Source organism: Bacillus capparidis (assembly GCF_017832095.1).
In the GTDB taxonomy this organism is placed as follows: domain Bacteria; phylum Bacillota; class Bacilli; order Bacillales; family Bacillaceae; genus Bacillus; species Bacillus gobiensis.
The window spans coordinates 782,425-795,055 of the sequence record NZ_JAFDST010000002.1; the positions used below are offsets into that span (position 1 = coordinate 782,425).

A 12,631-nucleotide genomic window follows, 5' to 3' on the forward strand; every position below is an offset into this window, starting at 1 on the left:
TCGGAGGACTATTGGTTCTGTTCGTTTTACGCTTCATTCTTAAAATATTCAATATCAGGCTTTAATTCAATATTACATCTGCCAGAAGCCTGTATGAATTCAGTTTGTCCTGAAAATTATGGGTAATCGTAACAATCATCAGCTCATCCGTTTCGTATGCATTAGCAATCGCATGCAGCTGCTTTTTCACACTCTGCGGATCACCGACAACCATTCGTTTGCGATTTTCTTCTACCCTTGCTTTTTCAAATTGAGAGTACGAATAAGAAATCGCTGTTTTAAGGGAAGGGAATCCATTTCTAAGCATCCCCTGCTCATTGGCAAGCAGTGCAAAATCAAGACAGACTGCAAGATTCTCTGCTTCTTTCTCAGTTTCAGCACATAATACAAATACGGCTACCGCCGCCTTCGCTTTTTGTCCTGCGACAGTGGATGTAAATTTCTTTTTGTAGCTCCTGACAGCCTCCTCACCGCCTTCTCCATTGATAAAAAGGGCAAATGTGTAGGAGGCTCCCAGCCGGGCTGCCGTTTGTGCGCTTTTGCCAGATGAACCGAGCATCCAAAGCTCAGGGGCTGATTGAATATGAGGAGCCGCTGTAAGGTTGGGATAGCGATGATTCTCATCAGCCAAATCATATAGATACGCTACTAAATCATCTAATTGCTCGGGGTCAATATCAACACGGCGCCTTTTTGACTCCTGGAGAGCCATTGATGATATCGGCATTCCTCCTGGAGCGCGCCCGATCCCAAGATCAATTCGTCCGGGAAACAAGCCTTCCAGCACGCGAAAATTTTCAGCTACCTTGTACGGGCTGTAATGCTGAAGCATCACGCCTCCTGAACCAACTCGAATTGTTTTTGTTTGCGCTGCGATTGCACCTACCAGTACTTCCGGACTTGATCCTGCCAGGCTTTTTGAAAAATGGTGCTCCGAAACCCAAAACCTTTCGTATCCAAGAGCTTCTGCATATTTAGCAAGTTCTATCGTTTGCTTAAGTGCAGCTTCCGCACTGCTGCCTTCGGATATTGGTGATTGATCAAGTATACTGAGCTTCATACCGATTCCCTCCGTATATTGTTATGACTTTTTAAATAAAGGAGGCTTTGAAAATGGACAAGTTGGACACTAAAAAATCTGCAAAAGAAGCAGAAAGCGGCAGTTTTGCAAAGGGCTGTCTCTTCGGCTCCTTCATTTGCCTGCCCATTTGGTTGGTTGTTTATATATTTTTTAAGAAGTTGTTCTCCCACTAATTATCTTTTACTGAAACCTTTTTCCTCGACAAATTCCTTCATGAAGGTTCGTTTCGTATGTCTCAACCGGTTTGTAATCTGGTCTGTCCATGTTTCAGTGCGAATTCCGTCCGTTCTCGCCCGGTAATATGAAGAGATTGTTTCATCGTATTCGGCAAGCTTAGCAATGGCAGATTCTCCGTCATATTTGTTTTCATGGTACACACTTTGTAACGGCAGCCTCGGTTTTTTGTCTGTTTGCTGGGCTGGATGGCCAACCGCCATACCGAATAAAGGCAAAACGTATTCCGGCGTTTCTAGGATTTCGGATACTTCCTTCAAATGGTTGCGGATGCCTCCGATATAGCATATGCCAAGCCCCATTGATTCTGCAGCGATGGCTAAATTTTGTGCAGCAAGAGCCGCGTCAATAACGGCGATCATAAAGGCCTCTGTGCTCTCTATTGTCGCTTTTATATCGACTCCTTTTTCATATGCTATTTGCTCATGACGATGTAAATCAGCACAAAAGACAAAAAAGTGTCCATTTTCCGCTACATAGCTCTGATTTCCTGCATAGTCCGCAAGTTTTTCCTTTAGCTTATGGTCACTCACGCCAATAATCGAATAAGCCTGTATGTAGCTAGATGTTGACGCCGCCTGTGCAGCCTCTACAAGGAGCTTAATTTCTTCTGCCGTCAGACGTTCCTGCGTAAACGAACGAACGGAACGGTGATCTAATATTGTTTCAATGATTTGGTTCATGTGTCTCCCTCCTTATCTCTTATCATATCCAATTAAGCCCACTCTCAGAAAGCGAGAAAGCTTGAAATGAGAGAGAAATTCCTAAAGACAAGGCCTCACGAGGCGCGTTACAGTAAAAAAGGCCGCCTCACCTATTCGTGAGACTGCCCTTATCCTTATTTAAACATATAGCTTTGATATTTCGACAAATGGTAGCTGGCGTTGTATACGATCGCAAATCCAATTAACACGGCAAGCACAGAGCTTCCTCCATAGCTGATAAACAAGAGGGGAATCCCGGTAATCGGCATGAGGCCAATGTTCATGCCAATGTTTTGAAACGTATGAATAACAATCAGCGCTGTATATCCGATACAAAAATAGGAAGCAAATTTATTAAACGGAAAAATTCGATCGGTCAGTACAACCAACCGGTAAATTAAGTAGAAAAAGAATATCACCAGTATGGTACAGCCTAGAAAGCCAAAGCTTTCACCAATGACAGCAAAGATGAAATCCGTTTCAGCCTCTGGTACGTGCACCTTTAGGTTACCAATGCCGTTCCCAGTCAATTCACCTGAACCAATTGCTTTTACGGCGTTTTCACTCTGAAGCTTGGCATCCGCAGTTTGCTGATCCGGACTAATAAATGTCATTACACGATCAATCTGATATTTTTGTATATGTAATACATTCTCCGCGAAATCGGGGAAATTAACCACAATATAGAAAGAGATCGTAATGATCGTTGCAGCAGATCCTCCAATAATTGCTATTAATTTCCAATTAATTCCCGATAAAAAAATCATCACACCCATAATAAAAACAATAACCATCGATGTTCCAAAGTCCGGCTGCTGCATGATGAGAAGAATCGGAATTCCTGCTATAGCAAAGATTTTCAAAAGAAGATAAATATCTTCTTTCAATGTACGTCTTCCTTTTGGCGATGCTTTCCCAATGACAGAGGCCATATACATAATGATCCCGATTTTCATAAACTCTGACGGCTGTAAACTAAAACCCGGGAGAAAAAACCAGCTCTTCGCGTTATTTACCGGTTCTGCAAACCTAATACCACCAATGTAAGAAGGGCTTACAAGCAAGATGGCACAAAGTAATGCAAACCCAATGTATACATACAAGCTCAGCTTCTCCAGCTGCTCTAAATCAAAGTAAAGAAGTCCGATAACCACTAATATTCCCAAAAGATAATAGAGCACTTGCTTTGATGCAGTGCCTCCTCCAACCGCACTATAGACAGATACTACACTTATAAGGAAAAACGCTACAATAATAAATATTAAATCCCCTTGATAGTAGGGGCTCGTTTGCTTTTTTGTTGAACTCATTTTTATCCCCGCTTTACTCCTTCTTCCGAAACACTAATTTTCATTATACAGCAACCATACCAAAGATTGAATGAGAAGCTTTTTTCCTTTTTTATTTCTTCCCTACATTTTTTCTATTCCTACAATAGGACGGACAGAACGAAAAAATGTTTCGGTGTCAAAGTGCTCATTCAAAGTTATTTTGCGACTGTGACAAATTTGTGATACGAATTTGCTTTTTCGGCAAAATATATTACAATAGAATCTGTTTTGCTGCAAGAAATAAATTAAGGAGAGTTTCTATTGAATAAATCTAAAGCATCAATGGGAGATTATTTACTATTTATTATTCCCTCTTTACTAGGGATTATATTATTTATGCTTCCTATACAAACCGCAGACGGTGTTACGATATCGATTGCCTTGCTTTCCGGCTGGCTGCAATCTCTTTTAGAAGGTTCGCTTCCGCTCATCATGACAATTATTATTACTATTACCTTTTTTATGACGCTGATCACAAAAACTTTTCAGCCGGCTTTTATTAAGAATCGGCCATTTTTTAATCAACTTTTCAACCCGCCGGCATTTTGGTTTGTCGTCCGCTTTTTTGGAATGGTATTTGCGATACTAACGTACTTTCAATTCGGCACAGATGTTATCTATTCAGAAGCAACAGGAGGACTTTTATTAGGTGATCTTCTGCCGGTTTTATTTTCGGTCTTTTTGTTTGCGGGGCTTTTCTTGCCGCTGCTTATGAATTTTGGGCTGCTTGAGTTATTCGGAGCGCTGATGACCAAATTGATGCGGCCGGTATTTAAGCTTCCCGGAAGATCATCAATCGATTGTGTCGCTTCATGGATTGGCGACGGAACGATAGGTGTCCTGTTAACGAGCAAGCAATACGAGGAAGGTTTTTATACAAAGCGGGAAGCAGCAATTATCGGGACAAGCTTTTCTGTTGTCTCCATCACCTTCAGTCTCGTTATCATAAATCAGGTCGGTCTTCCTAAAATGTTTCTTCCTTTTTACTTAACCGTCCTGCTGGCTGGCGTCGTCGCTGCTATCGTTTCCCCTCGTATCCCGCCTTTGTCGCGAAAACCGGATACGTATATCAATGGCAGCAGCGACAATGATCAAGAGGTTATTCCTAAAGGATATACTCCTTTTACATGGGGATTGTCCCTGGCTGTCGCTAAGGCAAAAACGAATACCAATGTAAGCCGCTTTTTTAGAGAAGGCGCCAAAAACGTGCTGGATATGTGGATGGGTGTCGCCCCGATCGTCATGGCGCTCGGGACAGCCGCTCTCATTGTTGCCGAGTTTACGCCAATTTTTAAATGGCTGGGAATGCCGTTTACGCCATTGCTCCAGCTCCTCCAAATCCCTGAGGCAGCTGAGGCGTCGCAAACTCTGGTAATTGGCTTTGCTGACATGTTCCTCCCGTCTGTCCTCGCGACAGGCATAGAAAGCGACATGACGCGATTTATTATTGCGTGTGTCTCAGTAACACAATTGATTTATATGTCGGAAGTAGGCGGACTTTTGCTCGGTTCAAAAATCCCTGTTTCTTTCATCGATTTGGTGATTATCTTTTTCGTACGTACGCTAATAACACTGCCTGTCATTACACTTGTCGCACATTTACTATTTTAAAGCGAGAAAAAAGAGGGACCTGTTAACCGGTCTCTCTTTTCTCATTTTTAAAAGAAATCCTTTAATTCTGTTTTTTTCGGCTGAATCGTTTGATCGAGTCTTTCCATCTCGTGCTTGTCGCCGCTTATCTTTCCTGTTTCATATAAAAAACGAGCGGAACGTGCTCCAAGCAAAAAGGCTGTTAAAGATCCTATATCCACGGTTAGAATGCGACTATCTGCATCATCGTTGACCAGCTTTACCCCATGCTTATCAAATGAGCATACTGCATGATTCCATTCTGCCCATTCATCATGGACCCGAATCAAAAAGGATTGATCGATGTTATTACGAAGAGGGTAAAGCTCAAGAAATAATTTAACGTCAACGATTCTTGCCATAAAATATGGATGGAGCTCTTGTTTGATTCTTGGATTATCCAATCGATAATCTAAGTCCTCCGTCTCACTGACAGTCATTGAGACCTCATCCAGCATGGAATCATGCTGGCAAATAAAATTCCATAACCCGGCCTGCGCTTCTCTGTTCAAGTAAACATACTCTGTAACCGTCATTTTTTTCTTTTCAACATCGTAAATCAGATAGCCGAGAGGTTCGTTCTCCTCAGAATAATAAACCGCATTAAAATAACCTTTTAGCACGGTTTCCTTCCAATAATCGCTGCTCCGGCTGATAAGCCCGTTTGCCGATTTCTTATATGTATCATAAATCGTCCCGCACACCTTCGTAGCTTGTGTTTCATCCAGCCTATTCACATACCCTCCTGCAGGTTTTATTGCTTTAAGATGCTCTGATTGTAAATGATACGATTTATTATAAAATGCAACTTCCCAGCCGTACTTTCGATAGAATGAAATTTTGAAAGGATGCAAAAAGCTGATGGCTTGCTGATTTTCTCTCATTGTTTTTAAGGAATGGAGCAAAAGCTTTTTAACAGTCCCCTTCCTTCTTTCTTCAGGCCACGTCGCAACGCCGGCGATTCCGCCCATTTTCATTACCGTTTCTTCGATCATTGATTCGTGTGAAATTAGATGAAGTTTCGATAATAGCTTTCCGTTTTCAAACGATCCAAACACGTCGTGCCCGGCATATTTTCTTTTCACCTGTTCCAATCGGTCCTCTGAAACTTTATTTTGGAAGGCGTAACTAGATAGTTTAATCGCTTCCAAAATATCTTTTTCTTCTGTGAGCCTTACGATCTGCATATACTTCCTCCTATATCTTCACTTTTTCACTTTCTTGACAAAAAAATGAGAAAAACGTCTGAATATTAATTGCTTTCTTAGTGTATCATTTTTTCTATTTTGTGGTATAATATCTGTAACAAAACGTTCACAAAACGTTGCTTTTTTCGACATAATTTCATTTTTGAAAACAATTTTGGTAGCGCTATCATTTCTTGAAAGGAGTGATCTAATTGGATATGTTTTTTGCTTATCTTATGTTGGCAAGTGCTACTCCATTATTTCTATGGCTTGAGAACAAGAAAGTGGCTCTCTCGTCCATTCCGCCGATTATTTTAATGTGGATCTTCTTTGGTTTTTATATGACTAGCAGCTTATCTCCTACAGGACATACTCTTATGATCGCACTCTTCGCCATTAACGTCATCGTAGCCCACGTTGCAATCTTCATTCTATACGGTCTTCCATTGATAAAAAAATACAGGCGGCATTAAAAAAGACTCGGCTGTATTTGCGCCGAGTACTCTTATTTTATACAAATAAAAGGCCTGCATTTCGCAGGCCTTTTATTTAATGATCGTGATGGTTTTGTTCTGAAGGCTTTTCTCCCTGGGAAGGAGAGTGGCCATCCATATTATCGCCATGATGATAGTGAGCTGCGAAAATCCAGATCGTTCCGATGACAATCGCAATCGCTGTAAAGAATCCAAAAAGCGTATTGCCAACTTGAATCGTTCCGTTGTCGCTTTCACTCATGTGCATGAACAGGAACAGCTGGACAGCAGCTTGGATAAGTGCCAATCCAAATATAATCCAAAGCTTGGCCGGCGTACTAAAATCTGTCCAAAGTACGACTGCAAATGCGATTAACGTTAAAACGATAGACATTCCAAACCCGATCACATGCTTCCAAGGAAAGTGATTGTGTTCAGCTGTTTTGCTATTAGCTGCCATTAGTGATTCACCATCCCTATGAGATAGACGGCTGTAAAGATAAAGATCCAAACAACGTCTAAAAAGTGCCAGTACAAGCTGGAGATGAACAGCTTGGAAGAAGTTTTAGGTGTCAACCCCCGCTTCGCTGTTTGCAGCAAAATCCCGATGATCCAAAAAATTCCGATCGATACGTGAAGTCCGTGTGTGCCTAACAGGACGAAGAAGGATGACCAGAAAGCACTTGTAGATAACGTCGCTCCTTCATGCACGTAATGCATAAATTCCGTAATCTCGTAGAATACAAAACCTGCCCCCAATAGCAGAGTGAGAATCATCCAAATCATTACGCCTTTTAAACTTCCTCTGCGCATCTCGTGAATAGCAATTCCGCAGGTGAAGCTGCTCGTTAATAGCAGGAATGTCATGATCATTACAAGGTTTGGTTCAAAAAGCTCACTTGGTAAAATTCCGCCAGCTGTTCTTTCCCGAAGAGCAAAGTAGGTCGCAAATAATGTTGAGAACAGCACGATTTCAGCACCAAGGAAAATCCAAAACCCGAGAATATTTAACCGGCCTACTTCAGACTGGTATTCCAAAGGGGCATTGGTATTGGTTTGTTCTGCATGCTCCATCCGTCACGCCTCCTTGTTCTTCAATTCTGTTTCTTTTACTTCGTCTAAGCCTACATAGTGGCCGTCTTCGTAATCAAATGAACGTAGAATCATCGTGATGAAAACGCCGATAACTCCGACAATCCCCATCCAGTACCATTCAAACACCAATCCGAAGCCCGCAAATCCGAAGAAGCAAGACATAACAAACGGCCGTCCCGAATAGTTCGGCATATGAATTTTCTTGAACTTGCTTTCTGGATGGACATCCACTTTATCATGCTTCATTTGCCAGAAAGCATCCATTGATTTAACTTCAGGAAGCACGGCAAAGTTGTAATGCGGTGGAATCGCAGATGAAGTTGCCCATTCAAGCGTACGTCCAAGCTCCCATGAATCTCCGTTTGTTTCTCGTTTTGAATAACGGAAGCTGTAATAGATGTTGTAGCAAAGGATAATAAAACCAACACCCATTAACAATGCTCCGAATGAAGAAAGCATATTCAATGCTGTCCAGCCGTCTTCAGGACCGTATGTGTAAATACGGCGCGGCATTCCTTGAAGTCCCAAGAAATACTGCGGGAAGAAACAAACATTAAATCCGATCATAAATATCCAGAAGAACCATTTGCCGATCCGTTCATTTAATTTATGGCCGAACATTTTCGGGTACCAGTAGACGAATCCGGCAAAGCAAGCAAACACGGTTCCGGCAATTAATACGTAGTGGAAGTGAGATACAAGGAAGTACGTATTATGATACTGGTAGTCTGCTGCTGCCATTGCAAGCATGACCCCGGTCACCCCGCCGATAACAAAGTTCGGGATAAATGCGAGTGCCCAAAGCATTGGTGTTGTCAGCCTGATTCTTCCTCGATACATCGTAAAGAGCCAGTTAAATATTTTCACACCGGTCGGAATCGATATTGCCATCGTCGTGATCGAGAAAAATGAGTTAACCGCTGCACTGTTACCCATTGTGTAAAAGTGGTGAACCCACACGACGAAGCTGAGAACAGAGATTGCAATTATAGAACCAACCATAGCTTTGTAACCGAAAAGCTGTTTTCGTGCAAACGTAGAAATAATCTCAGAGAATATTCCAAACGCCGGAAGTATAACAATGTAAACTTCAGGATGTCCCCAAACCCAGAACAGGTTCGCCCAAAGCATTGGCATTCCGCCGTTTTGGAGGGTGAAAAATGCTGTTCCAAACAATCTGTCAAAGGTCATAAGTGCTAAAGCAACCGTAAGTACAGGGAAAGCAAATATTATAATCATGCTTGTAATGAGAGTTGTCCAGGTAAACATCGGCATTCTCATCAGCGTCATACCTTTTGTACGCATTTTTAAAATGGTTACAAAAAAGTTAATCCCTGTAAGAAGGGTACCAATACCGGTAATCTGCAAGCCAAGCAGGTAATAGTTCTGCCCAGGACCAGGGCTCATTTCATTTCCTGCCAGCGGCATGTAAGCCGTCCAGCCTGCTGCCGGAGATCCTCCGATAACAAAGGAAATATTAAACAGCATGGCGCCGATCATGAAGGTCCAAAAGCTTAAGTTGTTTAAATACGGAAATGCAACATCTCGTGCTCCGATTTGAAGCGGAACAACCACGTTGATCAATCCGATTAAAAATGGCATAGCCATGAAAAGAATCATGATTGTTCCGTGTGTTGTAAAGACTTCATTATAGTGCTGTGAGTTTAAAAATTCATTGTTAGGAAGCGTTAATTGGGCACGCATCATCAATCCGTCGACTCCGCCGCGGAAAAGCATCAAAACAGCTGCCAAGATGTACATGATCCCTAATTTTTTATGATCAACGGTCGTGATCCATTCTGACCAAAGCCATTTCCATTTTTTGAAGTAAGTCAGTACAAAAAGGATGGCAATCGACGTTAATCCTATTGAAATTTGAGCTCCAAGTATTAACGGATCACCAGTGACAAAAAATTCATCCCATTTCATTTAAGCTTCCTCCTTTCCTGGCGAGTTTTATTTCTCTTTAGGATCTTCATATTTATCGTAGAATGATGGTTGTTCTGTATGAGCCTTCGAATGAGGAAGTGTAGGCTTAAACCCTAATTTCTCCCGGGCGCCTAAAGCATATTCCGCGTCTTCACCGTGAGAAACAAACCCAAGATGTGTAGACGAATATTCTTGCTCACCCACGTGCTCAGGAAGCATTAAGTAATTATACATATCCTCGGTCAGTTTCGGAGCGTCGCCTTGTGTTTGGGAAACCCATTCGTTAAAATCGTTTTCTTCCATGGCATTCACATTAAATTTTTGTTCGGCAAACCCGTCGCCGTTAAAGTTTGCATTACGCCCTTTATAAGTCCCTTCCTCATCTGCTTGAAGGTACTGCTCCATTTCCATTCCGGCCATGGCGTATTCCTGACCGCCAAGCTGAGGAATCCAAAGGGAGTTCATAGAATCCGCAGACGTAAGCTTAAACAAAATCGGACGGTCTGTAGGTATATTTAAGTAATTCACAGTCTCAATTTCTTGTTCTGGATAACTGAAAATCCATTTCCAATCGACTGATGTTGCATAAACTACCAAAGGTTCTTCATTTTCACTAACTTTCGGTGCTTCTTCCAATGAATAAATCGTACGAACCGTTGGTATCGCTAATGCTGTGACAATTATTATAGGGATCACAGTCCAGACCACTTCTAAAAATGTATTCCCTTCATTATCGGGATCATATTTGCTTTTGCTATTTTTACGCTCGCGATATTTTACTAATATAATTGTAAACAAAACGAAAACCACGCCAACGATAAACAGCATGAAGCCGATTGACAGAAGGATAAGATCTTTTTGCTGTTCGGCTACCGGGCCTTTAGGATCGAGAACCGCCGCATTGCTGCACCCGCCAAGCAAAAGCATTGTAACAGCCATAGCTAATAATATCAGTGGTTTATATGCTCTGAACATGAGGATCACCTTCCTTCCTATAGATGTTATGTTGTTTTTTAATACGATGATTGAAAAGAAGCATATTCTACTTATGTAATGCTAACAAAATCCTTATCTGATGACCTTATCTTTTTCAAAAGTTCAATCTAAGTTCAACTAAATGTCATAAATTCGACATATTTTGTCCACGATTGTTCTTTTTAACGAAAGGATTTGGGCACTCAAACATATAGAGTAGATGTTTCTATCCTATAAAGGTTTACCACAATAAAAAAGTTTGGTCAATATGCCAAAAAGTATTCTTTCATTATCCCTTACTATCAGAATAACCATTTGGATGCTTCTTAAACCAAGCCCATGCGCTTTCTATGATCGTATCTAGATCTGCATAGCGAGGTTTCCATCCAAGTTCACTCATCGCTTTATCAGATGAGGCAATCAACTGTGCCGGATCACCCGCACGCCGCGGTGCGATTTTTGCTGGTATTGCGTGGCCCGTTACCTTGCGGGCAGTCTCAACTACTTGCTTTACTGAGAAGCCTGTCCCATTGCCCAGGTTGAAGATACCGCTTCCTTTTCCTTTCCCAAGATGCTCAAGTGCGAGGATGTGCGCCTCTACAAGATCCATAACGTGAATATAATCTCTTATGCATGTCCCATCCTCTGTAGGATAATCATCACCAAATATTTTAATCTGTTCCCTTTTTCCGAGCGCTACCTGAAGGATGATCGGAATCAAATGAGTTTCCGGCTGATGGTCTTCTCCTACCAGACCTTCCGGATGGGCCCCTGCGACATTAAAGTATCTTAGAATGACGTGCTGTATTCCATAGGCCTCTTCCGCCCATTTCAGCATCTTTTCAATCGCCAGCTTTGTTTCACCGTAAGGATTCGCCGGGTTCGTCTCGTCAGTTTCTAAAATTGGTACATGCTTCGGTTCCCCGTATGTAGCTGCTGTTGATGAAAAAACGATTGATTTTACCCCGAATTCCTTCATGGCCTTTAGCAGACAGACCGCACCGTACACATTGTTATCATAATACTTTAACGGTTCTGCCATACTTTCTCCAACTAGAGAATCCGCTGCAAAGTGCATGACTGAATCAATTTCATTTTCTGTAAACACGCGTTTTAAAGTATCATAATCTCGTAAATCGCCCTCATAATAAACCGCGCCAGCGAGTACCGCCTCTTTATGCCCTGTCTGTACATTATCGATAATAACAGGAGTTTCTCCTTTATTTAATAATGCAGCCACCGCATGGCTTCCGATAAATCCTGCTCCTCCACATACTAACACTGCCATTTCATTTCCTCCTTTTTTCATCCATCCTTCAGTTCTCGAATTCTATTTTAACATGTTTAAAATTGTTAAATAAGTGGAATCGACAAGATAACACACCACCGTTTTCTAGTAGCGAACAGCACCATTTCATCAATTTACTTATATCGACTATTCTACTCTCAGTTTGATAGGTCTTTCCGCTTATTTTTTATTTGAATACTACCCAGCAACCCAAGGATTGATTATCATGAATTATAAGAATATATGGATTAATTAGTCATTTTTTTAGGGATGTGGTAGTAGTTTGATTCTCTGCTCTGTGAAATTTGTCATTTGTTAAGACATTTTGTCAGAAACGGTCAGCTGTTTTACAAGTCTTAAGAAAGCAGGGGGATGCTATGAAAGAGGAAATGGATGAGGTAAAATTAGATGCAGATTGGGTGTTTCTAATCCTGGAAGCCAAAAAAATCGGATTGAGCATTAATGATGTAAAAGAATTTCTTCTTTCAAGAGAGAAAAAGGGATAAGTAAGACAGCGTTTACTTATGACATGTGATTGAAGACAAAGCTGTATTGACCCACGATCAAGCCAGACAAAATTGCAGAAATGGCGCAATCAATACGTTTGACGTCATTTCTTGTACAAATAACACTAATTGATATGGCTCTCTATATGAAACTATTTGAATAAAGAACCGGGCAACTCCATAATCTTAACTGACGCGG

At 41.5% G+C, this 12,631-nt stretch carries 13 protein-coding genes; 4 read left to right on the forward strand and 9 right to left on the reverse strand.

Annotation, left to right across the window (positions count from 1 at the left end; translation table 11 throughout):
* Positions 1-61 precede the first annotated feature (61 nt).
* Positions 62-1,060: an LLM class flavin-dependent oxidoreductase gene (locus JOC74_RS10970; RefSeq protein WP_053604619.1), complete on the reverse strand. Its 999-nt coding sequence runs from the start codon at positions 1,058-1,060 to the stop codon at positions 62-64.
* A 53-nt stretch (positions 1,061-1,113) separates the two neighbouring features.
* Between JOC74_RS10970 and JOC74_RS10975 the strand changes: the two genes are divergently transcribed.
* On the forward strand, positions 1,114-1,254 hold the full coding sequence (locus JOC74_RS10975; protein WP_192841116.1) for a hypothetical protein: 141 nt from the start codon (positions 1,114-1,116) through the stop codon (positions 1,252-1,254).
* Here JOC74_RS10975 and nfsA read toward each other — a convergent pair whose 3' ends face one another.
* Together nfsA and rodA are read right to left on the reverse strand one after the other, a co-directional pair.
* Positions 1,255-1,998 carry an oxygen-insensitive NADPH nitroreductase gene (nfsA, locus tag JOC74_RS10980; RefSeq protein ID WP_053604620.1) on the reverse strand — a complete coding sequence of 248 codons (744 nt, stop codon included), beginning with the start codon at positions 1,996-1,998 and terminating at the stop codon, positions 1,255-1,257.
* 155 nt (positions 1,999-2,153) lie between these two features.
* Positions 2,154-3,329, reverse strand: coding sequence for a cell shape-determining peptidoglycan glycosyltransferase RodA (rodA, locus tag JOC74_RS10985; protein ID WP_053604621.1), 1,176 nt, complete (start codon positions 3,327-3,329; stop codon positions 2,154-2,156).
* A 303-nt stretch (positions 3,330-3,632) separates the two neighbouring features.
* Here rodA and JOC74_RS10990 point away from each other — a divergent pair, with 303 nt between their 5' ends.
* Positions 3,633-4,961, forward strand: coding sequence for a YjiH family protein (locus JOC74_RS10990; protein ID WP_098945322.1), 1,329 nt, complete (start codon positions 3,633-3,635; stop codon positions 4,959-4,961).
* A 47-nt stretch (positions 4,962-5,008) separates the two neighbouring features.
* Here the strand turns inward: JOC74_RS10990 and JOC74_RS10995 are convergent, their stop codons facing one another.
* Entirely contained in the window at positions 5,009-6,166 is a 1,158-nt protein-coding gene (locus tag JOC74_RS10995; protein ID WP_053604623.1) for a GNAT family N-acetyltransferase, read from the reverse strand.
* Between the two features lie 218 nt (positions 6,167-6,384).
* Here JOC74_RS10995 and JOC74_RS11000 point away from each other — a divergent pair, with 218 nt between their 5' ends.
* Complete coding sequence (locus JOC74_RS11000) at positions 6,385-6,639, forward strand: spore morphogenesis/germination protein YwcE (RefSeq protein WP_098945324.1); 255 nt, start codon at positions 6,385-6,387, stop codon at positions 6,637-6,639.
* Between the two features lie 76 nt (positions 6,640-6,715).
* Here the strand turns inward: JOC74_RS11000 and qoxD are convergent, their stop codons facing one another.
* The 5 genes from qoxD to galE form a co-directional block, all read right to left on the reverse strand.
* A complete protein-coding gene (gene qoxD, locus JOC74_RS11005; protein ID WP_053604625.1) occupies positions 6,716-7,099 on the reverse strand; it encodes a cytochrome aa3 quinol oxidase subunit IV in 384 nt (127 codons plus the stop codon).
* The gene (qoxC, locus tag JOC74_RS11010) at positions 7,099-7,713 is read right to left on the reverse strand and encodes a cytochrome aa3 quinol oxidase subunit III (protein ID WP_053604626.1); all 615 of its coding nucleotides are present in this window, start codon (positions 7,711-7,713) and stop codon (positions 7,099-7,101) included. Before qoxC ends, qoxD begins: the two co-directional genes overlap by 1 nt.
* A 3-nt stretch (positions 7,714-7,716) precedes the next feature.
* Positions 7,717-9,663, reverse strand: coding sequence for a cytochrome aa3 quinol oxidase subunit I (gene qoxB, locus JOC74_RS11015; protein ID WP_053604627.1), 1,947 nt, complete (start codon positions 9,661-9,663; stop codon positions 7,717-7,719).
* 27 nt (positions 9,664-9,690) lie between these two features.
* Complete coding sequence (gene qoxA, locus JOC74_RS11020) at positions 9,691-10,638, reverse strand: cytochrome aa3 quinol oxidase subunit II (protein ID WP_053604628.1); 948 nt, start codon at positions 10,636-10,638, stop codon at positions 9,691-9,693.
* 289 nt (positions 10,639-10,927) lie between these two features.
* On the reverse strand, positions 10,928-11,926 hold the full coding sequence (gene galE, locus JOC74_RS11025; RefSeq protein WP_053604629.1) for a UDP-glucose 4-epimerase GalE: 999 nt from the start codon (positions 11,924-11,926) through the stop codon (positions 10,928-10,930).
* A gap of 377 nt (positions 11,927-12,303) precedes the next feature.
* Between galE and sinI the strand changes: the two genes are divergently transcribed.
* The gene (gene sinI / locus JOC74_RS11030) at positions 12,304-12,432 is read left to right on the forward strand and encodes a DNA-binding anti-repressor SinI (protein ID WP_082364072.1); all 129 of its coding nucleotides are present in this window, start codon (positions 12,304-12,306) and stop codon (positions 12,430-12,432) included.
* Positions 12,433-12,631 lie beyond the last annotated feature (199 nt).

What these genes read in the sequence shown, in the direction of transcription:
- qoxB (WP_053604627.1), bottom strand. Translation starts at nt 9,663, where the DNA reads ATGAAATGGGATGAATTTTTTGTCACTGGTGATCCGTTAATACTTGGA.
- qoxC (WP_053604626.1), bottom strand. Translation starts at nt 7,713, where the DNA reads ATGGAGCATGCAGAACAAACCAATACCAATGCCCCTTTGGAATACCAG.
- JOC74_RS10970 (WP_053604619.1), bottom strand. Translation starts at nt 1,060, where the DNA reads ATGAAGCTCAGTATACTTGATCAATCACCAATATCCGAAGGCAGCAGT.
- qoxD (WP_053604625.1), bottom strand. Translation starts at nt 7,099, where the DNA reads ATGGCAGCTAATAGCAAAACAGCTGAACACAATCACTTTCCTTGGAAG.
- JOC74_RS11000 (WP_098945324.1), top strand. Translation starts at nt 6,385, where the DNA reads ATGTTTTTTGCTTATCTTATGTTGGCAAGTGCTACTCCATTATTTCTA.
- sinI (WP_082364072.1), top strand. Translation starts at nt 12,304, where the DNA reads ATGAAAGAGGAAATGGATGAGGTAAAATTAGATGCAGATTGGGTGTTT.
- JOC74_RS10990 (WP_098945322.1), top strand. Translation starts at nt 3,633, where the DNA reads ATGGGAGATTATTTACTATTTATTATTCCCTCTTTACTAGGGATTATA.
- galE (WP_053604629.1), bottom strand. Translation starts at nt 11,926, where the DNA reads ATGGCAGTGTTAGTATGTGGAGGAGCAGGATTTATCGGAAGCCATGCG.
- rodA (WP_053604621.1), bottom strand. Translation starts at nt 3,329, where the DNA reads ATGAGTTCAACAAAAAAGCAAACGAGCCCCTACTATCAAGGGGATTTA.
- qoxA (WP_053604628.1), bottom strand. Translation starts at nt 10,638, where the DNA reads ATGTTCAGAGCATATAAACCACTGATATTATTAGCTATGGCTGTTACA.
- nfsA (WP_053604620.1), bottom strand. Translation starts at nt 1,998, where the DNA reads ATGAACCAAATCATTGAAACAATATTAGATCACCGTTCCGTTCGTTCG.
- JOC74_RS10995 (WP_053604623.1), bottom strand. Translation starts at nt 6,166, where the DNA reads ATGCAGATCGTAAGGCTCACAGAAGAAAAAGATATTTTGGAAGCGATT.
- JOC74_RS10975 (WP_192841116.1), top strand. Translation starts at nt 1,114, where the DNA reads ATGGACAAGTTGGACACTAAAAAATCTGCAAAAGAAGCAGAAAGCGGC.